The organism is Streptomyces niveiscabiei (genome assembly GCF_033794345.1).
Lineage (GTDB): Bacteria > Actinomycetota > Actinomycetes > Streptomycetales > Streptomycetaceae > Streptomyces > Streptomyces niveiscabiei.
The window spans coordinates 34,334-59,367 of record NZ_JARAYJ010000016.1; the positions used below are offsets into that span (position 1 = coordinate 34,334).

A 25,034-nucleotide genomic window follows, 5' to 3' on the forward strand; every position below is an offset into this window, starting at 1 on the left:
GGGGTGTCAGTCGAGGCTCAGGAGGCTCTGGGCGGTGAACGGGCGCAGTTCGTCGTGGCGGCCACCTTGGATCTTGGCGGGCCAGCCGGGGTCGGTCAGGAGCAGCCGGCCGAGGGCGACGAGGTCGAACTCGTCGCGTTCCAGGCGCTCCAGGAGGCCGCTGAGGGAGGCGTTGTCGGCGCCCTTGCCCTCGATGAGGCTGGTGAGGAACTCGCTGCCGGTCAGGCCCACCGAGCCGACGGCGACGGTGGGCAGGCCGGTGAGCTTGCGGACCCAGCCGGCGAGGCTCAGTTCGGAGCCGGTGGCGGGGAATCCCGGCAGCCAGAAGCGGCGGGCCGAGCAGTCGAGGACGTCCACCCCGGCGCGCACCAGCGGGTCGAGCAGTTCCGCCAACTCCTCGGGCCCTGAGGTGAGTCGGGCGTCGAAGTCGTTCACCGTCCAGTGCGAGATCCGCAGGATCACGGGGAAGTCGGGGCCGACGGCGGCGCGGCAGGCGGCGACGACCTCGGCGGCGAACCGGGTGCGGCGCTTCAGGTCGCCGCCGTATGCGTCGGTGCGGTGGTTGGTCCGGGGGCGCAGGAACTGGTCGATCAGGTAGCCGTGGCCGCCGTGCAGGGCGACGCCGTCGAAGCCGAGGCGGCGGGCGTCGGCGGCGGCCCGGCCGAAGGCGGCGACGATCCCGGCGATCTCCGGCTCGGTGAGCGTGTCGGGGCCGACGGCGGGGATGTGCGGGTCGGGGACGTCGTCGCCCCTGCGTTCCAGGCCCGCGTGCCACAGCTGGGGGACGATCCGGCCGCCCGCGGCGTGGACCTCCTCGACGACCCGGGCCCAGCCCGCGAGGGCGTCCTCGCCGTGGAAGCGGGGCACGGTCGGGGTCGGTGCGGCGGCCGGGTGCCCGACGACCGTGCCCTCGGTGACGATCAGGCCGACCCCGCCCCGGGCCCGGCGCGCGTAGTAGGCGGCGACGTCGGGGCCGGGCACCCCGCCGGGCGAGAAGTCGCGGGTCATCGGCGACATGACGATCCGGTTCGGCAGATTCAGGGAGCCGATGGAGAAAGGCCGGAACAACGCGGAGGTGTCAGTCGTTTCGGGCATAAGGGTGCTCCTGGTGAGGGAGGTGGGGCGGGTGGGGTCAGGCGAGAGCGGCGGTGCGGGCGGTCTCCGCGTGGGCGAGGTCGACGGCGTGCGCGAGGCTCATGCGGGTCGGCAGCCCGAAGATGTCGACGATGGTCGCGAGGCGCTCGTCGATGGGCCCGCCGACGACGTGGTAGGGGATCGCGAGGTCGTCCAGGGTCGTGCGCAGCAGCTCGTCGGACATGCGGCGGAACCGCTCGGAGACGGGCCGGTGGCCGTCCTCCACGAGGCCGAACTCGACGGGCAGGTGCACGAAGACGTCGTACGCGGTGCGCGCGTGCCTGCGGAACACGGCGCCCAGGGAGTCGATGACCTCCTCGTAGAAGCCGGGCGGCGTGTCGGTCGCGTCGTAGCCGTCGGTGGGGTGGATGCCGGCGCGGACGCGGACCTTGCCGTAGACCCACTCGTGCAGCGAGGACCCGTCGGAGAGGAAGCCGCCGGTGAGGCGGGACTCGTGGACGGCGCGTTCGGTGTAGCGCTGGATGCCGAGTTGGATCAGCTCCGGCGCCGTGCACTCCTCCAGCCGCTTGCCGGGCAGCGCGTCGGCGAGGATCTCGCGCATCGTGCGCGCGTGCGTGCGGGGGACGCCGGTGAGGTGGGCCAGCGCGATCGTGGTGGTGGTCTTGCCGGTGCAGTAGGTGCCGGAGACGGCGATCCTGCGCGGCCGTGCGGGAGCGGTCATCGCGTTCCTCGGTCGGGGAGTCGGTGGGCCACCGAGAAGGTGCCGGTGATGCCGTGGAAGCCGTAGGACAGGTCGCAGACCCGCCATGGGTGGTCGTCGATGTCGACGAGCCGGGAGTCGGCGACCCGCGCGTGCGCGGGGAAGGCGCGGTCCACGGCGCGCAGCGGCAGGTCGGCGGCGAGTTCCGCGCGGCGCAGCCAGAGCGTGTCGCTGCCCCCGCGGGTGAGGCCGTCGAGGTCGTACATCAGGATCTGGGCGAGCTGGCCCACGACGGCGATCGCGTCGACCATCGAGGCGCTCGGCGCGTACGCGGCCTCAAGTCCGGTGCCGGCGCCCTCGCCCGCCGCGGGCGTCAGGGCGATCTCGGCGTCCGCGCGGGCCGCCTCCGGGTCGACGGTGAGGTGCGTGACGCGCTGGGCGCGCCGCCGGAACAGCTCGGCGTAGTACTGGCCGTCCGGCGCGCCCAGCGCCGTGTCGGCGTCCTCGTACAGCGCGCCCTCACAGGGGCGGTAGCCGCCCTGGTCCTCGTGCTGGACCTCGCAGCGCACGTCCATCGAGCCGATGGTGACGCCCACGGCGGAGGTGCGCAGGCCGTCGGCGACGGCGACCGACTCGGCGGGGCGGGCCGTGCCGTGCACGGGGAGCCGGGCGAGGTCCGCCTGGGGGCGGCCTCCGGTCCGGATCACGACCCGGCGCAGCCACATCCGGGAGCGGGCGCCCGCGTCGAGGCCGTAGGCGTGGGTGAGGAGGAGTTCGGCGGTGCGGGCCGCCAGGATCAGGGCGTCGATGCCGCTGAGGTGCGGGACGAGGCCGCCGATGCCCTTCGCGGACCAGTCGGCCGGGTAGGTCACCGACGCGGTCGCCGCCGCCCGCGTGGACTCCGGGCCGCCGGTCAGGGCGATGGCGGTCAGCCGCTGGCGCACGCGCAGGAAGCCGCTGCCGAAGTAGCGGCCCTCGGCGGGGCCCAGGCGGTCCTCGACGGCTCCGACGATCACCGGCACCGCCCCGGGGCGGGAGCGGCGCGCTTCAGGTGCGGGGCGGCCATCACCGCCAGGAACATCTCGTGCGCGGGGCGCAGTTCGGGCTCCGGGGGCGGTGGGGCGGGGAGGAGCGGGGGTGCCTCGGCGGGGGGTGAGGTGGGCATGGCGGGCTCCTCTGGGGGTGGGATGACGGGTGGGGGGCGCGGCCGGGCGTCAGGGCGCGGGCGTCGGTCCGGCGCCGGCCAGCAGGGCGGCGGCGATCCCCGCGTGGTCGGGGCCCTCCGGGTCGTCGAGGCGGGCGGTCAGGTCGCGCAGGCGGGCCTCGGCGGCGGTGCAGTGCACGTCCGTGAGGGCCTGCTCCCCGTCGTGCGCGGCGGCGGCCAGGACGGCGGCGGTGCCGAAGAGTTCGCGGGCGATGCGGCCCAGGAGCAGCAGGGGGTACTGGGGGGCACGCGGGTCGGAAGCGCCGGAGGCGCCGGAGGCGGCGACGGCTTCGGCTACCGCTTCGGCGCCGGCCGGGAAGCGGGCGAGGCGGTCGGTGAGGGTGGCGAAGTGGTGGCGGTTGCGCGGGGAGAGTCCGCCCGGCGCCGGGGCCCGGTGGGGAGCCGGTCGCGCCGTGCCGTGCGTCCGGCGCGCCAGCAGCGCGTTCGCCGTCTGCACGTCGGCCAGGAAGTCGACGCCGCCCGCGGTGCGCAGGACGCGGGCGTCGCGGTAGGCGCGCTCCAGCGGGATCGGGAGGGCGCCCCTGGCCCGCTTGGAGCGGGCGGTCTCCGTGCCCTCGCCGCCGAGCAGGGACAGGGTGCGGTCGGCCACCCGCGCGCAGGCGTCCGTGCAGATGTTTCGGGCCGTGTGGCGTTCGAACCAGCGGTCCTGCGGGGCGGGTCCGGCGAGCGCCCAGCGGATCGCGCTCTCCATGAGCCGGACGTCGGCGGCGTTCTCCGCGAGGGCGCGGCGGGTCAGGTCGTACTCCCCCAGGCCCACCCCGTCGATCCGGCGGCGCGCGGTGAACTCCACCGACCAGCGCAGGCAGTTGCGGGCGATCGCCAGCGCGGGGGCCGCCTGGATGAGCAGACGCGCGGTCATCACCGCCGACGCGAACACCGGGGTGCGGCGGGGGTCGCCCTCCGGGACGGTCACGAGGTGCGCGTCCGGGACGCGGACGCCGGTCAGGGTCAGCCGGCCGTTCGGCAGGCCCCGGACGCCGAGGTGCTCCAGCTCGTCCTCGACGCAAAAGCCCGGGTCGGCGGTGTCGACGACCGCGAGGCCCACGCGCGGGGCGTGCGCGTCGCCCCGGACCGTCACGGTGACACCGAGGAGGGTCGCGACGGGGCCGTTGCTGATGAACAGCTTCTCGCCGTCCAGGACGTAGCCGTCGCCGTCGAACGCGGGGGTCGCCGTGACCGTCGGCCACTGGTTGCCCTGGCCCTCCGGGTCGGTGTCGGCCCAGCCGGAGACCATGCCGTCGGCGATGTGCCGGCGGATCAGGTCGCGCAGGGGCCCCTCGGGGAGGACCGGCAGGAGGGAGGCGCCGACACCGATGCCGTTGTGCACGCCCAGGAGGAAGCCGACGGCGGCCGAGCGGGTGGCCGCCGCCTCGACGACGCGGAACACGTCGTACGCGCCGAGCCCGAGGCCGCCGAGGTCCTCATCGGCGCCCAGCGTGAACGCGCCCACGTCGTGCAGCGCCTTGAGGAACCCCTCGGGCAGCTCGCCGTCCCGCTCGACGGCTTCGAGGCCGGCGTCGGTGTCGAGGAAGGCGAGGAGACGGGTGACGGCGGCGTCGGCGCGGAGCTGTCCGGCGCGGTCGGGGCGGGGTGGAGTGGTCCAGCTCGGCCAGTCGGGGCGGCCGTCGAGGAGGGCGGTGAGGAAGGTTCCGGCGGTGTCGGAGGCGGTCATCTACAACCCCCTGACCTGTCCCGAGACCGTCTCGGCCGCCGTGCGGACCGTGTCGAGGAGGCCGTGCAGGCGCAGGCCCGCCTCGAAGTCGGGGACCGTGCGGGTGCCGGTGCGGATGTCGGCGGCGAGGGCCGCGTACAGCTCGGCGACGTTGCGGACGGCGGTGGCGGGGACGTCGGCGGAGGCGCGGTGCGCCGGGGGCGTGTCGAGGTGGCGCCAGGCGGTGTCCGTCGCGGTCGCCTCGTACAGGTGGATGTCGGAGACCTGGATGCCGTGCCCGGCCGCGGGGCCCTCGGAGACGACGGCGAGGCTGCCGCGGGTGCCGGAGAACTCCAGGCGGGTGCGGGCGTCGCCGCTCTTGCCGTCGTGGACGTGGACGCTGACCGGCACGCCGGTGCTGAGCAGGCCCTGCACCATGACGTGGTCGGGGCTGGTGACGCCGACGCTCTCGGCGGTGCCGGAGACCGTCAGCCGGGGCCGGCGCACGCACAGGTCGGCGGACAGCCGCGTGACCGGTCCGGCCAGGAACTCCAGGAGGTCCAGGGTGTGGCCGCCGGCCACCTCCAGGGTGCCCGCGCCGTTGCGGCGGTCCAGGGTGTAGACCGCGTCGGAGGTGATCGTGCCGCCGACGCCCTTGGCGCGCGCCGCGTACACGTGCACGCCGGTGACCCTGCCGATCGCGCCCCCGGTGAGCAGGGTGCGGGCGTGCCGTACGGCGGGCGCGTGGCGGGCCTGGAGGCCGACGGCGTGGTGGACGCCGGCCCGCGCCGCCGCCTCCGCCATCACCTCGGCCTCCTTCGTGGTCCGGGCGAGCGGCCACTCGCAGTAGACGTGCTTGCCCGCGTCCAGCGCCGGCAGGACGAGGTCGGCGTGGTCCGGGGTCTTCACGGCGACGACCACGAGGTCGACGTCCGGATGCCCGCTCAGGCGCGCCGGGTCGGTGAACGCGTGGGCGGCGCCGCAGCGTTCGGCCGCCCGGCGGGCGCTGCCCGTACGGGTCGTGGCCACGGCGGTGATCTCGAAGTCCGGCAGCGCGGCGAGGGCCGGCAGGTGGGACGCCGTGGCCCAGCCCCGCTCGGGGGAGGCTCCGATGACACCCACACGGATCGGTTCGGTCATGGCTGCTTCCTGAGGACGAGACGCGGACGGGGGAGGGGACACCGGGGCGGGGGCCAGGGGCGGGGGATCCCGTGGGTGCGCCCCGGTGCCGGTCTGGGGGGTGCGGAAGGGGACGGCGGGGAGCGGTGGAGCGGTGCCGGGTGGCGGTCCGCGGCCGGACCGGCCTGCGGGCGGCACCCCTCCCCGAGCGCTCCCCCGGGCTCAGGACAGCGCCGACAGTTCCTCGGCGAGGATCCGTACCGACTCCGTGATCTGCGCCTCCGTGTGCTCGGAGGTGATGAAGAAGCGCAGGCGCGCGAGGCGTTCCTCGACGGCCGGGTGGAGGATCGGGTTGGCGCTGACGCCACGGGCGAAGAGGCGGTCGGCCAGCAGAAGGGCCTTGGTCGAGTCGCCGGTGATGGCCGGGACGATCGGCGTTCCGGAGCTGGTGCCGACGTCCACGCCCGCCTCCCCCGCGAGCTTGAGGAAGAGCGCCGCGTTGTCGTGGAGGCGGGTGACGCGCTCGGGCTCCCTGCGGATCAGGCGCAGGGCGGCGAGCGCGGCGGCGGTGGACGCCGGCGGCAGCCCCGCGCTGAACACGAAGCCGGGGAGCGTGTACCGGAAGTGCTCGATGAGCTCGTGCCGCCCGGCGACGTAACCACCGCAGCTCGCCAGGGACTTGGAGAGCGTGCCCATCCACACGTCGACGTCGTCGGGGTGGACCCCGGAGAACTGGGCCATGCCGCCGCCGGTCTTGCCCATGACGCCGATGCTGTGCGCCTCGTCGACCATGAGGAGCGCGTCGTGCTTCTGCTTGACGGCGACGAGGGCGGGCAGGTCGGCGGTGTCGCCGTCCATGCTGTAGACGCCTTCGACGACGATCAGCACGCGCCGGTAGTTGCCGCGGACGTGGCCGAGGATCCGGTCGAGGGCGACGAGGTCGTTGTGCGGGAACGGCTGGCGCGCGGCGCCGGACTGCCGGCACCCCTGGATGATGCTGTCGTGCGCGAGCGCGTCGTGCAGGATCAGGTCCTCGGGGCCCATGAGGTGCCCGATGACGGTGACGTTGGTCGCGTGCCCGCTGACGAGGCTCACCGCGTCCTGCGCGCCGACGAGTTCGGCGAGCCCCTGGTCGAGTTCGTCGTGCAGCGGCCGGTTGCCGGACAGGATGCGCGCGGCGGAGACGGAGGAGCCGTAGCGGGCGACGGCCTCCTGGATCGCGTCGGCGACCTCGGGGTGCCCGGACAGGCCGAGGTAGTTGTAGCTGGAGAAGGAGATCAGCTCCTGGCCACCGACCCGGCTGGTGTCGCGGATGGTGCCCTCGTGGCGCAGGAAGTACGGGTTGACGGTCGCCGCCGCCTCCAGGCCCGCCTTGCGCTCCAGGGAGGCGCGGACCTCGGGGAAGAGCCGTACGTCGGCGGCCTCGCTCCGGTCCGGGGCGGCGACGGGAGCGGGGGCGACGGGAGCGGGCGCCGCCTTGGGGCTCGGGATGATCGTCCGCTGCACGGACGGCGTGGCGGACGGCGTGCCGGACGGTGCGGCGGACCGCGTACCGAGCCGGCTCTCCACCGTCCGCACCAGGTCGCCGACGGACGCGATCTCCATCATCTCGGCGGCCTTGACCTCCAGGTTCGGCCACTGCCTGCGCAGCCGCGTGGCGAGCTCGGCGAGCATGATCGAGTCGAAGCCGAGGTCGGTGGCGAAGACGTGCTCGGGGCGCAGGAAGTCCTGCGGGTAGGCGCTGACCTTGGTGATCGCGTCGATGACGATGCCGGAGACGTCCTCGGACACCGTGGCGGCGGCCGGCGCGTCGGCCGGAGCGGGCGCCGGAGCGAGGACAGCGGCGGGCGCGGCCTCCTGGACGGTCGCGGGAACCACCGGCACCGCCGGAAGGGGCAGGTTGCGTGCGGCGGCCGGGTCGAAGGACTGGAGCAGCGACACCTGGGCGTGCAGGAACTCGATGAGTCCGCTCATCCGAGGCTCTCCGTTCTGGTGGGACGTGGCGGGGACGGGGGAAGGAATGACAGCGCGCAGCGGCGCCTCGACGAACTCGCCGGACCCGGCGGCCTCGACGGCCCCTGCGGCGTGAGCGACCGGAGCGGTGTCGGCGGCCACGACGACCCGCTCGGCCGCCTCGCGCCGGGGCCGCCCGGCCCCCGTACGGACCGTGTAGACGCCGGTCGCGAGCGGCGACGGCGGCAGGGACAGCAGCCGCGTACCGGCCCCGGCGAACAGCGGCGCCGTGTTGACCGGCACGCCCGCGACGGCGAGCCGGCCGAGCCCGGTGAGCAGCGCGCGCCCGTCGTCGGCGCGGGACACCGTGAGCGGTACGAGGCCGAGCCCGGCGCCCGCCTGTGTGCGGCGGGCCATCCGCAGCAGCGTGTCGCCGCCGTAGATCTGGACGAGGAAGGCGGCGCCGGAGTCGGCGACGGTGCGGACGGCGTCGGTGAAGCGGACCGGGGCGGTGTTGTGGCGGGCCCACAGCTCCTTGATGCCGTCGGGGTGTTCGGCGCGGGCGCCGCTGACGCCGGAGACGAAGGGGCGGGCGGGTCCGGTGAGCGGGAGGGCGGCGATGGTGTCGGCCATGACCTCGTCGGCGGCGGCGACCAGGGGCGAGTGGAAGGCGTGGGAGACGCGCAGCCGGACGGCGGCGGTGCCGTTCGCGGCGCAGTGTTCGCGCAGGGCGTCGGCGGCCTCGGCGCTGCCGCTGAAGACGACCTGGCCGTCGTGGTTGTAGCAGGCGGGCCAGACGCCCTCGACGGCTTCGGCGATGCGTTCGGCGTCGGCGGTGGATGCCTGGACGGCGAGCATGGCGCCGCTGCCGGAGGGGACGGCGGCGGCGAGGGCGGCGCCGCGTACGGCCATGAACCGGACGGCGTCCTCGGGGGCGAAGGCGCCGGCGGCGACGGCGGCGGGGAACTCGCCGACGCTGTGGCCCACCGCGAGGTCGGGTTCGACGCCGCAGGCGGCGAGGAGTTCCATGGTGGTGACGCCGGTGATGCCGAGGCCGGGCTGGCACATGTCGGTGACGGTGAGGGCGGCCTGCGCCTCGGCGTCGGCGCCTTCGTCGTCCCGGGCCTCCCACAGCAGGCCCGGGAGGCGCTCGGCGACGGCCGGGGCGTCCTCGGCGGTGGCCGCCGCGAGTTCGGCGGCCCGGGCGGCGACGGACGGGAAGCGGCGGGCGAGGTCGGCGAGCATGCCGGGGCGCTGGGAGCCCTGGCCGGGGAAGGCGAACGCGATCCGGCGCTCCTCGGGCGGCAGCGGCTTCGCCGAGGCGTGGACGCCGGGGGCGAGTTCACCGAGGGCGCCCTCCGCGAGGCGGCTCGCGGACTGGCGGAGCTTGTCGAGGAGTTCCTCGCGGGTCGCGGCGACGAACGACAGGCGGGCGGTGAGGAGTTCACGCGTCGCGAGGGTGCGGGCGACCTCCTCGGGGGTGGCGGACGGGTCGCGGACGAGGGAGTCGTGCAGGACGTCGGCGTACTCGGCGAGGACCTTCGTGTCACCGGCGGAGAGCAGGAACAGCCAGGGCTCGTCGGGGCGTTCGTCCTGCGGCTGGGCGGTCTGCGGGGCGCTCTCCAGGACGGCGTGCACGTTGGTGCCGCCGAACCCGAAGGAGCTGACGCCGGCCCGGCGGACGCCGTCGTGCGGCCACTCCTTCGGGGTCACCGTGAGGCTGAGCCCGGCCTGTTCGACGGGGATGTCGGCGTTGACGCGCATCTCCGCCGGCTGCGGGGGCACGACGCCGTGGTGGACGGCGAGGGCCGCCTTGACGAGGCCGGCGGCGCCCGCGGCGGAGAGGCTGTGGCCGATCAGCGCCTTCGAGGAGCCGAGGTAGCAGGGCCGGTCGGCGCCCTCCTCGGCGCGCAGCATGCCGATCGCCTCGACCTCGGTGCGGTCCCCGACGGGCGTGCCGGTGCCGTGCGCCTCCAGCAGGTCGACGTCGCCGATGCCGATCCCGGCGTCCTTGTAGGCGGCGCGCAGAGCCGCCAGCTGGCCCTGGGCCTGCGGGGTCATGGGCCCGCCGCCGCGCCCGTCGTTGGCGGAGCCGACGCCGGTGATGACGGCGTAGATGCGGTCGCCGGCCGCGATCGCGTCCTCGACGGGGCGCAGGACGAGGGTGGCGCCGCCCTCGCCGAGGACGAATCCGTCGGCGCGTTCGTCGAAGGGGCGGCAGTGTCCCGCGCGGGAGACGGCGCCGGCCCGTGCGAAGCCGACCAGGGGGGTCGGGCTGAAGCTCAGGTAGACCCCGCCGACGAGGGCGATGTCGCAGGCGCCCGTGGTGAGGCTCTTGACCGCCGTGTCGAGGGCGACGAGGGCCGAGGAGCACGCCGCGTCCAGGGACATCGACGGGCCGCCGAGGTCGAGGACCTCGCTGACCGTGCACGGGACCATGTTCGCGAGGCAGCCGGGGATCGTGAACGGGTTCATCGGCATCAGCGAGGAGCCGGTCGCCTCGTGGAGGCGGCCCATCAGCTCCGGGTCGCCCTCGCCGTCGTGCAGGGAGCCGTCCGCGAGGAGGTTCGCGGTGATCCGGGAGACGCTGATGTCCCGGTGGTCGAGCGAGGTGACGCCGCAGAAGACCCCGGTCCGCGACCGGTCGAACCCGTCCTGCTCCCAGCCGGTGTCCTGGAGCGCCTCCCGCGAGAGGTCGACGAACAGTTTCGCCTGCGGGTCCATCACCCGCGCCCGGCGCGGCGGAATTCCGTAATGCGCGGGGGCGAAGCGGTCCACCTCGTCCAGGAACGCGACCTGGTCCGTGTACGCGGAGTGCGGATCTCGGAAATCACCCGGGCGGTGATACACGGAGTGGTCCCAGCGAGATGCCGGAACAGCCGCGAACTGTGGTTCCGCTTTCACCAGGATCTGCCAGAACTCGTCGATATTGGCGGCTCCAGGGAATCGGCACGACATGCCGACGACAGCCATTCCAGCCATTGACCGGTACCTCGATCCAGCGTTGATTCTGTGAATGCCCTAGAAGCCGACGCCGGATTCCGCCGGGTCACAGAAAGACCCGTCCCCCGGGAAATTCGGGGAAACACCGGACGACACCATGCGGAACACCAGGATTACCGCGCCCCGGTCCCCCGACGTCGACACGCAGAGCTTGCATCCGACTCTGGAGCGCGCACAACCCGCCTTCTCATCGAGCGGAAAAGATACCTGTGCGTAACAGCGGGGAACGGGTACGGGAGGGGTGAAAACTACTTCCCGCGCGAAGGATCCCTTCCCGCGCGCGGGAACCGGCAGGGGGTGGCCCTCACCGAGGACCACCCCCTGCCCGCCGAGCCGTGCCGCTACCGCTCCGCCGAGAGCCCCACCTGCCGCGCCAGCGCCGCGACCCCCTGCCTGAACAGCGCTTCCCGGTCGTCGATGACCCGGTTGAACTGCCCCAGCACCTCGAAGCTGATGAGCCCGAAGAGCTGGGCCCAGGCGGCTGCGGCGGCGGTCACCGCGCCGGCGGGCAGGGAGCGTTCGGCGAGGAGGGGGAGGACGTCGGGGCCGAGGACGGCCTCGGCGTCGTCGCCCTGCGCGGGGGCGGCCAGGACGCCCGCGGCGTGCGCCCTGTCCAGGACGTCCAGCAGGACGAGGGCGACCCGGGACGCGGGCGCGACCGTGTCCCGGGGGGCGTCGTAGCCGGGGACGGGCGAGCCGTAGATGAGGGCGTACTCGTGGGGATGGGCGAGGGCCCAGGCGCGGACGGCGCCGCAGGTGGCGTGCCAGGCGTCCCACGGGGAGGAGCCGGCGGCCTTCGCGTACGCGGCCTCGGCGGCGGATCCGATCGCGTCGTAGGCGTCGACGATCAGTGCCGTCAGCAGGTCGTCGCGGCTGGGGAAGTACCGATAGAGGGCCGACGAGACCATCCCCAGCTCGCGCGCGACGGCGCGCAGGGAGAGCCGGCCGGGCCCCTCCGTGGCGAGGTGCGCGCGGGCCTCTTCCTTGATGGCCTGGGCGACTTCCGCGCGGGCCCGCTCCTTGGCTCCTTGGATCACGTCCATACCGAGCAGTCTGCCATCCCGCAAAGCACCGACCAAGAGTGAGAGCAGCGCTCTTGCTTTGAGGCGGTGCTCACTGCAACACTGCTCCAGGAAAAGAGCAGCGCTCCAGAATGGGAGCGCCTCCCCAGGTCTTCCCCCCGGGCCTCGCAGTGTGGCGTCCTCGCAGGTCAGCCGCCCGTGCCCACTCCCCCACCCCTTCCAGGCCGTAGCCGCAGAGGAAGAAAGGACCCACGTGATGGTCACCTCGGTGCCATCCGGGAACGACAGGACGAACCGCCGCGGTCCGTGGTTCACCCTTCTCGCCGGAATGCTTTTCCTGCTCATCACCGCCGCCGCGAGCGCCGGCGTGCTGGACAACCTCAAGTCGGGCGGCTTCGACGACCCCGGCTCGGACTCGGTGGCCGCCGCCGAGGCCCTGGAGCGCTCCTTCCCGGACAGCCAGCCCAACCTGGTCGTCCTGGTGAGGGACGCGAAGGGAGGCGTCGACTCGGCCGCCGCCCGCGCGAAGGCCGGTGAGATCGCCACGACGGTCGAGGGGACGGACGGCGCGCGCGTCGTCGCCTCCTACTGGACGACCGGCGACGCGTCCCTGCGCGCGAAGGACGCGGGCCTGGTCCTCGTCCGCGTGGACGGCGACGAGAACGCGTCGATCCGCACCGCCAAGAAGCTGCACGAGGAACTCTCGGACCCCCGGGGCGCGGTCGCGGTCTCCTTCGGCGGGATCACCGCCATCAACAACGACATGAACAACCAGGTGGAGAAGGACATCATCGCGGCGGAGACGATCGCGATCCCGATCACCCTGCTGCTGCTCGTCTTCGTCTTCCGGGGCCTGGTCGCGGCGCTGCTGCCGATGCTGCTGTCGGTCCTGACGATCGTCGGCGCGCTGGCGGCGGTGAACGTCGGCGCCCAGGTCACCTCGGTCTCGGTGTTCGCCGTCAACCTGATCACGGCGCTCGGCCTCGGCCTCTCGGTCGACTACAGCCTTCTGATCGTCACCCGCTACCGCGAGGAGCGCGCGGCGGGACGCACCAACGCCGAGGCCCTGCGCGTCACCCGCGCGACGGCGGGCCGCACGGTCGCGGTCAGCGGCGGTGTGGTGGGCGCGGCGCTGGCCACGCTGTTCGTCTTCGACCAGTACTTCCTGCGCTCGTTCGCGCTGGCCGGCATCGCGGTGGTGCTGTTCGCGGTCCTGGGTTCGCTGTACGTCCTGCCCGCGACGCTCGTCCTGCTGGGCGACCGCATCGACAAGCTGGCGTTCAAGCGCCGCGCACCGCGCCCGCGGCGGGAGCCGGCCGAGACCTTCTGGGGCCGGATGGCGGGCCTCGCCTTCAAGCGCCCGGCGCTGCTGGCGACCCCGGTCATCGCGCTGCTGCTGCTCATGGCGGTGCCGTTCACGAACGCCCAGTTCGGGGTCCCGGACGAGCGGGTGCTCCCGGCGGCGACCGAGAGCCGTGTGGTCACCGAGGCGGTACGGGACGACTTCGGCGCGGGCGACGACCGCGCGCTGAACGTCGTGTCGGAGGACTGGAAGGGGTCGCAGGCCCAGCTCCAGCAGTACTCCGCCGCGTTGTCGAAGGTCTCCGGCGTGACGCGGGTGATCGGGGCGGCCGGGGTGTACGAGGACGGGGCCCGGGTGACCGCGCTGCCGGCCGCCGCTGCCGCCGGGTACCAGAAGGGCGACGCCGTACGCATCCAGGTGCAGTCGGACGTCGTGCCGTACTCGGAGAAGGGCGGTGACCTCGCGCGCGCGGTGCGGGCGGTCGATCCCGAGGGCGGGAAGGTGCTGGTCGGCGGACAGGCCGCGCAGCTCGTCGACATCACGCACTCCATCGCGGGCAAGCTGCCGCTGGCGATCGTCCTGATCAGCGTCTTCAGCCTGCTGTTCCTGTTCCTGCTGACCGGCAGCGTGCTGATGCCGGTCAAGGCGCTCGTGTTCAACACGCTGAGCCTGGTGGGCATCCTGGGCGTCGCCGTCTGGATCTTCCAGGACGGCCACCTGTCGGGCGCCCTCGACTTCACGGCGTCGCCGCTGGCCGTGTCGATGCCGGTGCTGATGTTCTGCATCGCCTTCGGCCTGTCGATGGACTACGAGGTGTTCCTCGTCGCCCGCATCAAGGAACGCTACGACCGCACGGGCCAGTTGGAGGGTTCCGTACGCGAGGGTCTGGGCGCGAGCGGGCCGGTGATCACCGCCGCCGCGGCCATCCTCGCCGTGTCCTTCTTCGCGATGCTGACCTCGGGCGTCTCCCTGATCAAGATGTACGGCCTGGCGACGGGCCTCGCGATCGTGGTCGACGCGTTCCTGGTGCGCGGGGTGCTGGTCCCCGCCTTCATGCGGGCCGCCGGCACCTACAACTGGTGGGCCCCGGCGCCCCTCAAGGCCGTCCACCGGCGCTTCGGCATCAAGGAGTCGCTGGAGGAGGAGCCGGACCGGAGCACCGCCCCTGCCACCACCCCCGAGCCCGAGCCGACGGGATCCGCGCGATGACCGACACCCTCCCCCAGCTCCACAACGCCGCCGCAGCCGCCGCGCGCGCCGCCAACGCCCACAACACCCAGCCCTGGGAGCTGCGCCACCGGGGCGACCACATCGAGGTCGGCTGGGACACGCGCTACGCGCTCGGCCCCAGCGACCCCTCCCACCGCGACCTCAGGCTCTCCCTCGGCACGTACATCGAGACGTTCCTGATCTGCGCGAACACCGAGGGCACGGCCGTGCGCTTCGTGCCCGACTACGACGCGGGCGCCACCCGCGTGGGCCGGATCGTGCCCGCCGAGCGGGCCGTGCCGGAGGTCCACCGGGCCGCCGACGTGGAGCGCAGGCGGGTGTGGCGCGGCCCGTGGAAGGCCGACCGAGTCGCCCCGGAGCTGCTGGAACAGGCCCAGCTCAGCGCGCGCGAGGCCGGTTTCCGAATCGCCGTGGTGCCGACGGCGACCGCGCGTCCGCTGCTGATCCGCGCGTACCACTGGTTCTTCGGCCACGAGGGGATCGCCGCGGAGCTGCTCGCCTGGACCCGTCTCTCGCCGAAGCACCCGGCGTACGCCCAGGACGGGCTGAACGACGTGATGCTCGTCCTCAGCAAGGCGGAGCGCTCGGCGATGGGCGTCCTGTTCTCCCGCCCCGTCTACCGCGCGCTGCGCCCGCTGGGCCTGGTCAGGCTGCTGACGGCGCTGTCGTCGAGCGCGACGAGCGGCGACGGGGACGTCCTGGTGATCCTCGGCCGGGACGCGGGCCCCGCGGACGAGGTCGAGGCGGGCCGGCTGGTGACGCGGCTGTGGCTGGACCTGTTCCGGCAGGGTGTGTACGTCCATCCGCAGAGCCACGTCATCGACTGCCCCGGCACGCACGACGACCTGGCGCGGCTGTGCGCGGCCGAGCCGGGTGAGCGTCCGCTGGTGTTCTTCCGGGTCGGGCATCCGGCGAGCGACCCGGCGCTGCGGCCCCGGCACCCCAGGCGCTGAGAGCGGGAGGGGCGGGCGCGTCCCGCCCCTTTCGCACCTATTCACCGCCGTGCGGTAATTACCTGTCGCATTGGATTCGCATGCCCGCGATCGCGGATAAATGTGAACGCTCGAAGAACAACCTTCACAGCTCTTCCCTAAGCTCCTTGAAAGTGCAATTATCAAGGTGTTTCCGCGGAAGGGAAATGCCCGATGAGACCACCCCCCGCCCCCGAAGGACGCTCGGTCATCGAGCGCACCTTCGACGTCCTGGGCGCATTCGACTCGGCGAACGTGAGTCTTTCAGCCAGTGAAATAAGCAGGCGAACCGGAATACCCGTCGCCACCACCTACCGAATAGTCTCCAAGCTGCTCGACTGGGGCGCGCTGGAGCGTATCGGCATGAACAAGTACACCATCGGCCTCCGGTTATGGGAGGTCGCCTCGCTCGCACCGAGGCATGCGGCTTTACGCGGGGCCGCGATATCGCCTATGCTCGATCTGCACGCGAAAACTCATTCCGTGGTGATGCTTTCCGTCCGGGACCGCCGCGAGGGCGTGTGGCTGGAGTCCGTCTCCGGCAGCGGCGGGGCGCGCCACAAGACCTGGTCGACGGGAAACCGCTTCCCGCTGCACGCGACCGCCTGCGGCCTGGTGCTCCTCGACCAGGCCCCGGCCACCGTGCGGGAGGACGTCTACGCCGCCGCACTCCCCGCGTACACGGACCGCACGGTCACCGACCCGGACGTCCTGCGGGGCCTGCTCGACGAGACCCGGCGGCGCGGATACGCCGTCTGCGACGGGCAGTTGGCCGAGGAGGTCGCCGGGATCTCGGCGCCCGTCCTCGACGAGAACGGCGTCGGCATCGGAGCCCTCGGGCTCGTCACGGACTCCCCGGCCGCCATCACCCCCCGGCACATCGCCCTGACCCTCGAAACGTCCCGCCGCATCACCCGGGCCCTCGCCCTGCGCTCCCGCGAGGCCGAGCCGGCCCCCGCCACCGTCTCCCGAGGGGGACGCGGACGGGGGGTCACCCGCCCGAACTGCGCCTGACCGCACGCCGCACTCCCGACCCGTCCACCACCTGCCCGCACGCCGCTCCCCCGCTCCCCTCCCCACCGAGCACGTCCCCCAGAACAGGAGCACCACGTGATCGCCACCCGTGACGAGATCCACGCCGGCCTCGCCGACATCGTCAGTGAGATCTCCGGAGTCCCGCTCACCGACGTCCTCGACGAGAAGTCGTTCCGCGACGACCTCGACGTCGACTCGCTCTCCATGGTCGAGGTCGTCGTCGCCGCCGAGGAGCGCTTCGGGGTCGACATCCCCGACGAGGCCGCCACCGACCTCAGGACGGTGGGCGACGCCATCGAGTACATCCTCGCCAGCCGCTGACGGACCCGTACGTCCCTTCCCCGCCGTGGAGTGATTCGTCATGAACTCGTCAGATCGCCGTGTGGTCGTCACCGGGCTCGGAGCCACCACGCCGCTGGGCGGCACCGCCGCCGACACCTGGCAGGGGCTGCTGGCAGGCCGCTCCGCCATCCGTCTCCTGGACCACCCCTGGGTGGAGGACGTCGTCGTGCGCATCGGCGCCGAGGTCGCCGTCGAACCGGAGAAGGTACTGCCCCGCACCGAACTGCGCAGGCTGGACCGCTCCGCGCAGTTCGCGCTGATCGCGGCCCGCGAGGCGTGGGCGGACGCCGGTTTCACCGGCCCCGCCGGTGACGGCGGCGAGGCCGACCCCGACCGGGTCGGCGTCGCGCTCTCGGCCAGCGTCGGCGGAGTGACCTCCATGCTCCACCAGTACGACATCCTCAAGGAGCAGGGCTTCCGCAAGGTCTCCCCGCACACGATCCCGATGATGCTGTGCAACACGCAGGCCGCCAACGTCGGCCTGGAGATCAACGCCCGGGCCGGGGTGCACGCCGCCGCGAGCGCCTGCGCGTCCGGCGCCGAGTCCATCGCCTACGCGATCGAGATGATCCGCACCGGCCGGGCCGACGTGGTGGTGGCGGGCGGCACCGAGGCCGCGATCTGTGCCCTGAACATGGCCGCGTTCGGCAACATGATGGCGATGTCCAAGCGCAACGACGCGCCCGAGCGCGCCTCGCGCCCCTACGACACGGACCGCGACGGGTTCGTGATCGCCGAGGGCTGCGGAGTCGTCGTCCTGGAGTCGGCGGAGCACGCCGAGCGGCGCGGCGCGCGGGTGTACGCGGAGGCGGTGGGCCAGGCGATGTCCTCGGACAGCCACCACATCACGCAGCCCGAGCCGTCGGGCCGGGGCATCGCGGCGGCGCTGTGCACGCTGCTCGACACGACGGACCTCACGCCCGCGCAGATCGTGCACGTCAACGCGCACGCGACGTCCACGCCGAAGGGCGACGTGGCCGAGATCAAGGCGCTGCGGAAGGTGTTCGGCGACGACACCGACCACTTCGCGGTCTCCGCGACCAAGTCGATGACCGGGCACCTGCTCGGCGGCGCGGGCGGCGTGGAGACGGTCGCGGCGGTGCTGGCGCTGCACCACCGGCTCGCCCCGCCGACGGTCAACATCGACAATCTGGACCCGGAGGTCGAGGCGGACATCGTCCGCGACGAGGCGCGCGCGCTGCCCGACGGGCGGATCGCGGCGCTGAACAATTCGTTCGGGTTCGGCGGGCACAACGTGGTCCTGGCGTTCCGGACGCCGTGAACCCTTCTCCGACAGTAGGTCAGCTTCCCTTGCCGCAAGGGGAGTTGGCCTACTGGCGGTTGCCCCCGCGGCCTACTGGCGGTTACCCCCGCGGCCTACTGGCGGTGATACCCGTGCCTGCGCGCCGACTCGTTCTGCTGCGCGAGGCGCCTGAGCGCGAGGAGCGCGGGTTCGAGGAGGGCGGTGAGCAGGAGGGCGCGTTCGGCGCTCTCCAACGGGTCGTCGATACCGTCGAGTTGATCGAGGTCCAGCTCGGCGGTGCGCTCCGCGAGGCGGGCGTACGGCAGGAGGGTGGTGTGGTCGACGGGGGCGCCGAGGGAGCGCAGTGAGGCGATGGTCTGGGCGAGCGCGGTGCGGGCCGGGGCTCCGGCGCGCACGTCCCAGCCCAACTCGGCGATGAGGGCGTCGACTTCGGCCGCCCCCTCGGCCGCGGGCGGCTCGTCCGGTTCGCCGGTGACGCTGATCGCGCCGATGACGAGGCCGAGCAGGAGATGCGGGTCGCCCCCGTGCTCGGCGACGGCGTCGAGGACGTGGCGGGCGGTGCTGACGGGCAGTCCGCGCACGCCGGTCAGCGCGCGGATCAGGCGCAGCCGGCGCAGGTGCTGTTCGTCGTACTCGGCCTGGGTGGCGGAGGTCTGGCGGCCGGGCGGGAGCAGGCCCTCGCGCAGGTAGTACTTGATCGTCGTGACGGAGACGCCGCTGCGGCGGCTCAGCTCGGACATGCGCATCGGTGGGGCCCCGCTCTGTCTTCCGGCTTGCGGACGTACGGTCTTGCGGCTCGCGATTGGATACCTCTACTGTCTAACATAGATAGTGAAGATATCCAATATCGAAAGGGCACCGTCATGCCTGCGCTCCGCTGGACCACCCCCGCCCCGCCGGACACCGACGCCTACCTCATGGCCTCCCGCTTCGAGGTCCGCACCTTCGCGGACGCCCTGCGCTTCCTGCTGGCGACCCCCTCGGTCTGGAAGCAGGTCAAGGGCGCGCCCGGCGCGTACGGCGCCGCCCTGATCGCCGAACCCCTGAAGCGCACGTTCTGGACCCTGTCGTCCTGGGAGAGCAAGGAGGCGCTGTACGCGTACGCGCGCGCCGTACCGCACCAGCCGGTGATGACCCGCCTGCGGCCGACGATGAAGTCCTCCACCTTCACCTACTGGACGGGCCCGCCCGCGATCGACTGGACCGACGCGAAGAGCCGCCTGGCCGAGGAGGCGGCGAAGTGACTCCCGCCGAAGCCCGCCGCACACCCCCGGGGCCGGCCCGAACGTGTACGGGATCACGCCGAGGACCACTAGACCGCTCATATGAACGCCGGGTTACCATATGAGCGCCGTCCGCTCGTGCACATGAGCGCCGCCTAGCTCGAAAGAGAGCGTTGTGACCCTCAACGAGGACTCGTTCACCAACTGGATGAACCGCGAGGAGACCGCGGAGTCGATGATCCCGGTCATCGGGAAGCTGCACCGTGAACGGGACGTGACCGTCCTCGTGCACAGCCGCTCCCTGGTGAACAAGTCGGTCGTCAGCATCCTGAAGACCCACCGCTTCGCCCGCCAGATCGCGGGCGAGGAACTGTCGGTCACCGAGACGATGCCCTTCCTCCAGGCGCTCACCGCGCTCGACCTCGGCCCCTCGCAGATCGACCTCGGGCTGCTCGCCGAGAGCTACCGCGCCGACGGACGCGGCCTGAGCGTCGAGGAGTTCACCGCCGAGGCGGTGGCCGGGGCGACCGGCGCGAACAAGATCGAGCGCGGCGCGGGGCGGGACGTCGTCCTGTACGGCTTCGGCCGGATCGGACGGCTCGTCGCGCGCCTGCTGATCGAGAAGTCCGGCTCGGGCAACGGCCTCAGGCTGCGCGCGATCGTCGTACGCGGCGGCGGCCCGGGCGACCTCGTCAAGCGGGCCTCGCTGCTGCGCCGGGACTCGATCCACGGCCAGTTCCACGGCACGATCACCGTCGACGAGGCGGCCGGCACGATCACCGCCAACGGCAACGAGATCAAGGTGATCTACGCCGACGACCCCTCCGGGATCGACTACACCGCGTACGGCGTCGCGAACGCGATCCTCATCGACAACACCGGCAAGTGGCGCGACCGCGCGGGCCTGAGCGGGCATCTGCGGCCCGGCATCGACAAGGTGCTGCTGACCGCGCCCGGCAAGGGCGACGTACCGAACATCGTGCACGGCGTGAACCACGACACGATCAAGCCGGACGAGCGGATCCTGTCCTGCGCGTCCTGCACGACGAACGCGATCGTGCCGCCGCTGAAGGCGATGGACGACGCGTTCGGCGTGGAGCGCGGGCACGTCGAGACGGTGCACTCCTTCACCAACGACCAGAACCTGCTGGACAACTTCCACAAGTCCGAGCGCCGGGGCCGCTCCGCGCCGCTCAACATGGTGATCACCGAGACGGGCGCCGCCTCCGCCGTCGCGAAGGCGCTGCCCGAGCTGAAGGCGCGGATCACCGGCAGCTCGATCCGGGTGCCCGTCCCGGACGTCTCCATCGCGATCCTCAACCTCCAGCTCTCGCGCGAGACGACCCGCGAGGAGGTCCACGACTACCTGCGCGAGGTGTCGCTGACCTCCCCGCTGCGCCGCCAGATCGACTTCACGACCGCGCCCGACGCCGTCTCCAGCGACTTCATCGGCTCCCGGCACGCCTCGATCGTCGACGCGGGCGCGCTGAAGGTGGAGGGCGACAACGCGATCCTCTACCTCTGGTACGACAACGAGTTCGGGTACTCCTGCCAGGTCGTGCGGGTCGTGCAGCACGTGTCGGGCGTCGAGTACCCGACGTTCCCGGCGACGGCGCTCTAGAGCCGGCCTAGAGCGGGGTCCCCTCCCGCAGGCAGAGCGTCGTGCCGCTCGCCGCCGCCTCGTACAGCGCGCGCAGGGTGCGCAGGTGGGGCGGGGTGAGCAGGCCGTCGAGGTCTTCCAGGCCGTGGAAGGCGTACCGGTCGTGCTCCTCGCTGAGGCGGACGGCGGCGTCCGGGGCCGGCGTGCCGCCGTGGAAGTAGCAGTCCAGGACGGGGCCGCAGCCCTCGACGTCCGCGCGGTGGTCGATGCCGATCAGGCGGGGTCCGCCGGGAAGGGGCAGGCCGGTCTCCTCGCGCAGTTCGCGGCGGGCCGCCGTCCAGGGGTCCTCGCCGTGGTCGAGCATGCCGCCGGGGAGCCACCAGTGGCCGGCGGCGGGCTGGCCGGGAGCGTAGCGCAGCAGGAGGACACGGCCCTCGGGGTCCAGGACGAGGACGCAGGACGCCATCAGGGTCTGCGGCTGCGTCTTCACCCACTGCTCTCTCGGCAGCCACGCTTCCGGCGTCTCGACGGTGACGGTCTCGTCCACGGCGGTTCCTTCCTGCGGAGGGGTCGGGTCGCTCTGGTCAACGACGCAGCCCCGCGCAGGCGACGGTCTCCCGCGCCCCAGGGGTTTCCCGTACCCCACTTGTGAGGTTAGTTAGGCTTGCCTTATAAAGTGATCGTCCCTGGCTGTCGTACAGGCAACTGTCCGTCCATCGGGGACCCGTTCGCTCCCCGTACGACAGGACACCCATGCGCACCACCTCCCGCGGTCTGCTCGCGGCGCTCGCTCTCACCCCGCTGCTGGCCGGCTGCTTCTCCTCGGGCGGGTCCGGTTCCGCGCAGGGGTCCGACGGCGGACGGCTGCGGGTCGCCCTCGCGGTGCCGCCTGCGCAGGCACTGTCGCCGTACAGCAACGACGCGACCGTGCTGAGCAAGCTCTCGGTGGCCGAGGGCCTCACCGCGCTCGACAAGAACGGCGCCGCCGCACCCGCGCTGGCCACCTCCTGGAAGCGGACGGCGCCCACGACCTGGACGTTCGAGCTGCGCAAGGCGACCTTCCAGGACGGCACCCCGGTGACCGCCGCCTCGGTCGTGAACGCCCTCGACCACGCGAACTCGGCCGCGACCAAGCCGCGTGTCCTCAGCGACGTCACCCTCACCGCGAAGGCCGACGACACCGACACGGTCACCCTCACCACGAAGACCCCCGACCCGGTCCTCCCCCTGCGCCTGGCGAGCCCCGCGCTCGGCATCCTCTCCGCGAAGGCGTACGGCGCGAACGGCGCCGTCACCCCCATCGGCACCGGCACCGGCCCCTTCCGGATCACCAAGCTGACCGGCAAGACGAGCGCCACGCTCGACCGGTACGACGGCTACTGGGGCGGCAAGGCGAAGGCGCCCGGCATCGACGTCACCTGGATCGCGGACGGCACGGCCCGCGCCAACGCCCTTCGGAGCAAGGACGTCGACATCGCGGAGTGGATCCCGACCTCGCAGGCGAAGCTCCTCGACGCGGACACCCGGCACGAGGTGCCGTCGGTGCGCACCGACAGCCTCGTCCTCAACACGCGCTCCGGCACGTTCGCGAACGCCGGACTGCGGGCCGCCGCGCGCGAGGCCGTCGACGGTTCCGCGCTCGTCGGGTCGGTGTTCGGCGGGTACGCGGACGCCGCGCAGGGGCTGTTCGGGCCCGCCGTGTCCTGGGCCGCCGCCGACCGGGTGCCGGTGACCGGGCGGGCGCCCGCGGTGAAGGTGCCCGCCGGGACGACCGTGCGGCTCGCCACGTACACCAACCGGGCCGAGCTGCCCGAGGCCGCGACCGTGCTCCAGCAGCAGTTGGAGAAGGCCGGGTTCACGGTGAAGCAGGACGTGCGCGAGTACACGCAGATGGAGGCCGACCTCCTCGCCGGGAAGTACGACGCGCTCGTGTTCTCGCGGGTGACGCTCCTCGACACGGGCGACGCGGTGGCCTACCTCGCGAGCGACTTCACCAGTGACGGGGTGTACAACATCGCCGGGCTGAAGGACGCGAAGGTCGACGCGGCGATCAAGTCCGCCGCCGAGGAAGGCGATCCGGCCGCGCGGCACCAGAAGATCATGCGGGCCGAGGCGGAGATCCTGCGCACGGACGCCGTGGTGCCGCTCGTGCACGAGAAGGTCGTGCAGGGCATCGCGGCGGACGTCGAGGGCGTCGCCCTCGACCCGCGCGAACGGACGCTGATCACCGTCGGCACGCACCTGAAGTGACCGATTCCCGTACCGTCGCCGGCCGGGTCCTGGCCGGCGCCGCTCTCCTCGCCGCCGTCACCTCGCTGCCCTGGCTCTCCGGAACCGACCCCGCGCTGACGGTACTTCGCGCCCGCTCCGGCGACCAGGATCCGACGCCGGGGCAGTTGGCGGCCGTCCGTGAGCAACTCGGCCTGGACGACGGCCCGTTGACCCACTTCGTGCGGTGGCTCGGCGGGGACGCGGGGACCTCCTGGGTGTCCGGGGAGGCGGTGTGGCCGCAGGTCTCCGACGCGTTCGCGGTGTCGGTGACGATGATGCTGGGCGCGCTCGCCGTGACCGTCGCCGTGGTCGGGCTGGTGTGTGCGCGGACCCTGTGGCTGGGGTCGCGCGGGCGGCTTCGGCGGCCCGGGGGCGGGGAGTTCGCCGCCGTGCTCGCCGCGCTGCCGAAGTTCCTGCTGGCCTCGCTGCTCGCGACGGTGTGCGGGGTGTGGCTGGGGTGGCTGCCGGCCGGCGGGTGGGAGGGGCCGTCGTCGATGGTGCTGCCCGCGCTGGCGCTGGGGGTGCCGTCGGGGGCGATGATCGGGGGCCTGGTGCAGCAGGCGCTGCCGGGGGTGTTCCGGGAGCCCTGGGTGCGTACGGCTCGCGCGTTCGGGCTGTCGCGGGGGTACGTCGCGCGCAACGCCCTGCGGCGGGCGCTGCCCGGGGTGCTGCCCCAACTCCTGCCCACCGTCGTGGGGTTGGTGGGCGGGGCCGTCGCCGTCGAGAAGATCTTCAACATCCCCGGGCTCGGGCGGCTCGCCCTCGACACGGCGCTGGCGCAGGATCTGCCGCCCTTGCAGACCGTGACGCTGGTGCTGGTGCTGCTGGGTGTGGGGGCGGGGCTCGCGATCCGGGGTGTCTGCCGGGTGCTGCTCGGACCGGCCCTGCGGGACGGGGCGCTGCCCGCCGTGCCGGTGATGGGGGTGCGGGGTCGGGGGTGGCTCGGCGCTGTGTGCGCGGTGGTGCTGGTGGGGGTGGTCGTCTTCGGCCTGCTGCGGGATCCGGCGCAGGTCGACACGGGGGCGCGGCTGCTGTCGCCGTCGTTCCAACACCCCCTGGGCACGGACTCGTTGGGCCGGGACATGCTGGCGCGCCTGGGCCACGGGGCACTGCGGACGGCCGTAGTCGCGTTCGCCGTGACAGGGGTGAGCGTGCTGGTGGGGCTGGCGCTGGGAGTCGCGGGCAGGGTGGGCGCGGGCCTGACGGAGGTCGTGTCGACACTGCCCGCCGTCCTCGCCGGGCTCCTGACGACGGCGGTGACCGGGCCGTCGGTCTGGGGAGCCGCGCTGGCCGTCTGCCTGGTGGGCTGGGCACCGTACGCGGCCCAGACGTCAGCCCTCCTGGCCCAGGAACGGGCCGCCGGCCACACCCTCGCGTCCCGCTCCCTGGGCGCGGGCTCCGCGTACCTGCTGCGCCGCCACCACATCCCGGCGGTCCTGCCCGCCGTGATCCGCAACGCGCTGCTCCGCCTGCCGACCACCGTCCTCGTCCTCGCCTCCCTGGGCTTCCTCGGCCTCGGCGAACAGCCCCCGACCCCGGAATGGGGCCGCCTCATGTCGGAGAACCAGCCGTACCTGGAGCTGGCGCCGTGGACGGTGCTGGGACCCGCGGGGGCGCTGGTACTGCTGGCGGTGCTCGCGGTGTCGGCGAGCGGAACGGCGCAGGGGCGGGGGCGACGGGGCTGACGCCGGGGCCCGCGGGGGCGCTGGCGGTGCTCGCGGTGTCGACCAGCGGAACGGCGCCGGAACGCAGACGACAGGGCTGACACCCGGACCCGCGGGAGCGCCGGCGGTGCTCGCGGTGTCGACCAGCGGAACGGCGCCGGGGCGGGGGCGACGGGGCTGACGTCGGGGTTCTTCTGAACCTGCCGCGCTCGTCGGCGGGGTCTGGCGGTCGGCGGTGTGTCCGGTGTGTGCAGGCCGCTCGTCATCGGCGGTGCCGCGATCCGGCCGACCCGTCGGGGGCACGCGGCGCGAGCGCGTACCGCTTCGCCGGTCGGCGGGATCCGGTCAGCTGGATCCGGTCGG

At 73.3% G+C, this 25,034-nt stretch carries 19 protein-coding genes; 9 read left to right on the top strand and 10 right to left on the bottom strand.

The genetic code is table 11. The annotated features are described in order from the left end of the window. Positions 1-6 precede the first annotated feature (6 nt). From PV682_RS22490 to PV682_RS22525, 8 genes are all read right to left on the bottom strand, one after another. Complete coding sequence (locus tag PV682_RS22490) at positions 7-1,095, bottom strand: NADH:flavin oxidoreductase (protein WP_319732569.1); 1,089 nt, start codon at positions 1,093-1,095, stop codon at positions 7-9. Positions 1,096-1,132: 37 nt separating this feature from the next. Further along, on the bottom strand, positions 1,133-1,816 hold the full coding sequence (locus PV682_RS22495; protein WP_319732571.1) for an AAA family ATPase: 684 nt from the start codon (positions 1,814-1,816) through the stop codon (positions 1,133-1,135). After that, positions 1,813-2,811, bottom strand: coding sequence for an AvrD family protein (locus PV682_RS22500; protein WP_319732573.1), 999 nt, complete (start codon positions 2,809-2,811; stop codon positions 1,813-1,815). The genes PV682_RS22495 and PV682_RS22500 overlap by 4 nt, the downstream gene beginning before the upstream one ends. After that, complete coding sequence (locus tag PV682_RS22505) at positions 2,808-2,960, bottom strand: hypothetical protein (protein WP_319732576.1); 153 nt, start codon at positions 2,958-2,960, stop codon at positions 2,808-2,810. The genes PV682_RS22500 and PV682_RS22505 overlap by 4 nt, the downstream gene beginning before the upstream one ends. A 49-nt stretch (positions 2,961-3,009) precedes the next feature. Next, positions 3,010-4,692, bottom strand: coding sequence for an acyl-CoA dehydrogenase family protein (locus tag PV682_RS22510; protein WP_319732579.1), 1,683 nt, complete (start codon positions 4,690-4,692; stop codon positions 3,010-3,012). Continuing rightward, the gene (locus PV682_RS22515) at positions 4,693-5,811 is read right to left on the bottom strand and encodes a Gfo/Idh/MocA family protein (RefSeq protein ID WP_319732581.1); all 1,119 of its coding nucleotides are present in this window, start codon (positions 5,809-5,811) and stop codon (positions 4,693-4,695) included. It abuts the gene before it with no gap. Positions 5,812-6,012: 201 nt separating this feature from the next. Next, a complete protein-coding gene (locus PV682_RS22520) occupies positions 6,013-10,725 on the bottom strand; it encodes a type I polyketide synthase (protein WP_319732583.1) in 4,713 nt (1,570 codons plus the stop codon). 362 nt (positions 10,726-11,087) lie between these two features. After that, positions 11,088-11,789 (bottom strand): TetR/AcrR family transcriptional regulator, encoded by a 702-nt coding sequence (locus PV682_RS22525; protein WP_319732586.1) that lies wholly within the window; start codon positions 11,787-11,789, stop codon positions 11,088-11,090. 307 nt (positions 11,790-12,096) lie between these two features. Between PV682_RS22525 and PV682_RS22530 the strand changes: the two genes are divergently transcribed. The 5 genes from PV682_RS22530 (at position 12,097) to PV682_RS22550 (ending at position 17,931) form a co-directional block, all read left to right on the top strand. Continuing rightward, a complete protein-coding gene (locus PV682_RS22530) occupies positions 12,097-14,280 on the top strand; it encodes an MMPL family transporter (protein WP_319732588.1) in 2,184 nt (727 codons plus the stop codon). Beyond that, positions 14,277-15,254 carry a hypothetical protein gene (locus tag PV682_RS22535; protein WP_319732590.1) on the top strand — a complete coding sequence of 326 codons (978 nt, stop codon included), beginning with the start codon at positions 14,277-14,279 and terminating at the stop codon, positions 15,252-15,254. Before PV682_RS22530 ends, PV682_RS22535 begins: the two co-directional genes overlap by 4 nt. A gap of 192 nt (positions 15,255-15,446) precedes the next feature. After that, on the top strand, positions 15,447-16,286 hold the full coding sequence (locus tag PV682_RS22540) for an IclR family transcriptional regulator (protein ID WP_319732592.1): 840 nt from the start codon (positions 15,447-15,449) through the stop codon (positions 16,284-16,286). Positions 16,287-16,382: 96 nt separating this feature from the next. Continuing rightward, positions 16,383-16,628, top strand: coding sequence for an acyl carrier protein (locus PV682_RS22545; protein ID WP_319732594.1), 246 nt, complete (start codon positions 16,383-16,385; stop codon positions 16,626-16,628). A gap of 40 nt (positions 16,629-16,668) precedes the next feature. After that, entirely contained in the window at positions 16,669-17,931 is a 1,263-nt protein-coding gene (locus PV682_RS22550; protein WP_319732596.1) for a beta-ketoacyl-[acyl-carrier-protein] synthase family protein, read from the top strand. A 95-nt stretch (positions 17,932-18,026) separates the two neighbouring features. On the opposite strand, the gene PV682_RS22555 is transcribed toward PV682_RS22550, so the two are convergent. Then, on the bottom strand, positions 18,027-18,659 hold the full coding sequence (locus PV682_RS22555) for a MerR family transcriptional regulator (RefSeq protein WP_319732598.1): 633 nt from the start codon (positions 18,657-18,659) through the stop codon (positions 18,027-18,029). A gap of 117 nt (positions 18,660-18,776) precedes the next feature. Here PV682_RS22555 and PV682_RS22560 point away from each other — a divergent pair, with 117 nt between their 5' ends. Both PV682_RS22560 and PV682_RS22565 read left to right on the top strand, forming a co-directional pair. Continuing rightward, positions 18,777-19,157, top strand: coding sequence for a DUF3291 domain-containing protein (locus PV682_RS22560; protein ID WP_319732600.1), 381 nt, complete (start codon positions 18,777-18,779; stop codon positions 19,155-19,157). Between the two features lie 154 nt (positions 19,158-19,311). Next, on the top strand, positions 19,312-20,757 hold the full coding sequence (locus tag PV682_RS22565; protein WP_319732602.1) for a glyceraldehyde-3-phosphate dehydrogenase: 1,446 nt from the start codon (positions 19,312-19,314) through the stop codon (positions 20,755-20,757). Between the two features lie 7 nt (positions 20,758-20,764). Here the strand turns inward: PV682_RS22565 and PV682_RS22570 are convergent, their stop codons facing one another. Further along, positions 20,765-21,283 carry an NUDIX hydrolase gene (locus PV682_RS22570; RefSeq protein ID WP_319732604.1) on the bottom strand — a complete coding sequence of 173 codons (519 nt, stop codon included), beginning with the start codon at positions 21,281-21,283 and terminating at the stop codon, positions 20,765-20,767. Positions 21,284-21,489: 206 nt separating this feature from the next. Here PV682_RS22570 and PV682_RS22575 point away from each other — a divergent pair, with 206 nt between their 5' ends. Continuing rightward, positions 21,490-22,986: an ABC transporter substrate-binding protein gene (locus tag PV682_RS22575; protein ID WP_319732606.1), complete on the top strand. Its 1,497-nt coding sequence runs from the start codon at positions 21,490-21,492 to the stop codon at positions 22,984-22,986. After that, a complete protein-coding gene (locus PV682_RS22580; RefSeq protein WP_319732608.1) occupies positions 22,983-24,692 on the top strand; it encodes an ABC transporter permease subunit in 1,710 nt (569 codons plus the stop codon). The genes PV682_RS22575 and PV682_RS22580 overlap by 4 nt, the downstream gene beginning before the upstream one ends. Positions 24,693-25,034: the final 342 nt, after the last annotated feature.

Bases quoted from the DNA above. Each gene is read 5' to 3' on its own strand.
- PV682_RS22490 (WP_319732569.1), bottom strand. From the start codon at position 1,095: ATGCCCGAAACGACTGACACCTCCGCGTTGTTCCGGCCTTTCTCCATC.
- PV682_RS22495 (WP_319732571.1), bottom strand. From the start codon at position 1,816: ATGACCGCTCCCGCACGGCCGCGCAGGATCGCCGTCTCCGGCACCTAC.
- PV682_RS22505 (WP_319732576.1), bottom strand. From the start codon at position 2,960: ATGCCCACCTCACCCCCCGCCGAGGCACCCCCGCTCCTCCCCGCCCCA.
- PV682_RS22510 (WP_319732579.1), bottom strand. From the start codon at position 4,692: ATGACCGCCTCCGACACCGCCGGAACCTTCCTCACCGCCCTCCTCGAC.
- PV682_RS22515 (WP_319732581.1), bottom strand. From the start codon at position 5,811: ATGACCGAACCGATCCGTGTGGGTGTCATCGGAGCCTCCCCCGAGCGG.
- PV682_RS22520 (WP_319732583.1), bottom strand. From the start codon at position 10,725: ATGGCTGGAATGGCTGTCGTCGGCATGTCGTGCCGATTCCCTGGAGCC.
- PV682_RS22525 (WP_319732586.1), bottom strand. From the start codon at position 11,789: ATGGACGTGATCCAAGGAGCCAAGGAGCGGGCCCGCGCGGAAGTCGCC.
- PV682_RS22530 (WP_319732588.1), top strand. From the start codon at position 12,097: ATGCTTTTCCTGCTCATCACCGCCGCCGCGAGCGCCGGCGTGCTGGAC.
- PV682_RS22535 (WP_319732590.1), top strand. From the start codon at position 14,277: ATGACCGACACCCTCCCCCAGCTCCACAACGCCGCCGCAGCCGCCGCG.
- PV682_RS22540 (WP_319732592.1), top strand. From the start codon at position 15,447: ATGAGACCACCCCCCGCCCCCGAAGGACGCTCGGTCATCGAGCGCACC.
- PV682_RS22550 (WP_319732596.1), top strand. From the start codon at position 16,669: ATGAACTCGTCAGATCGCCGTGTGGTCGTCACCGGGCTCGGAGCCACC.
- PV682_RS22555 (WP_319732598.1), bottom strand. From the start codon at position 18,659: ATGCGCATGTCCGAGCTGAGCCGCCGCAGCGGCGTCTCCGTCACGACG.
- PV682_RS22560 (WP_319732600.1), top strand. From the start codon at position 18,777: ATGCCTGCGCTCCGCTGGACCACCCCCGCCCCGCCGGACACCGACGCC.
- PV682_RS22575 (WP_319732606.1), top strand. From the start codon at position 21,490: ATGCGCACCACCTCCCGCGGTCTGCTCGCGGCGCTCGCTCTCACCCCG.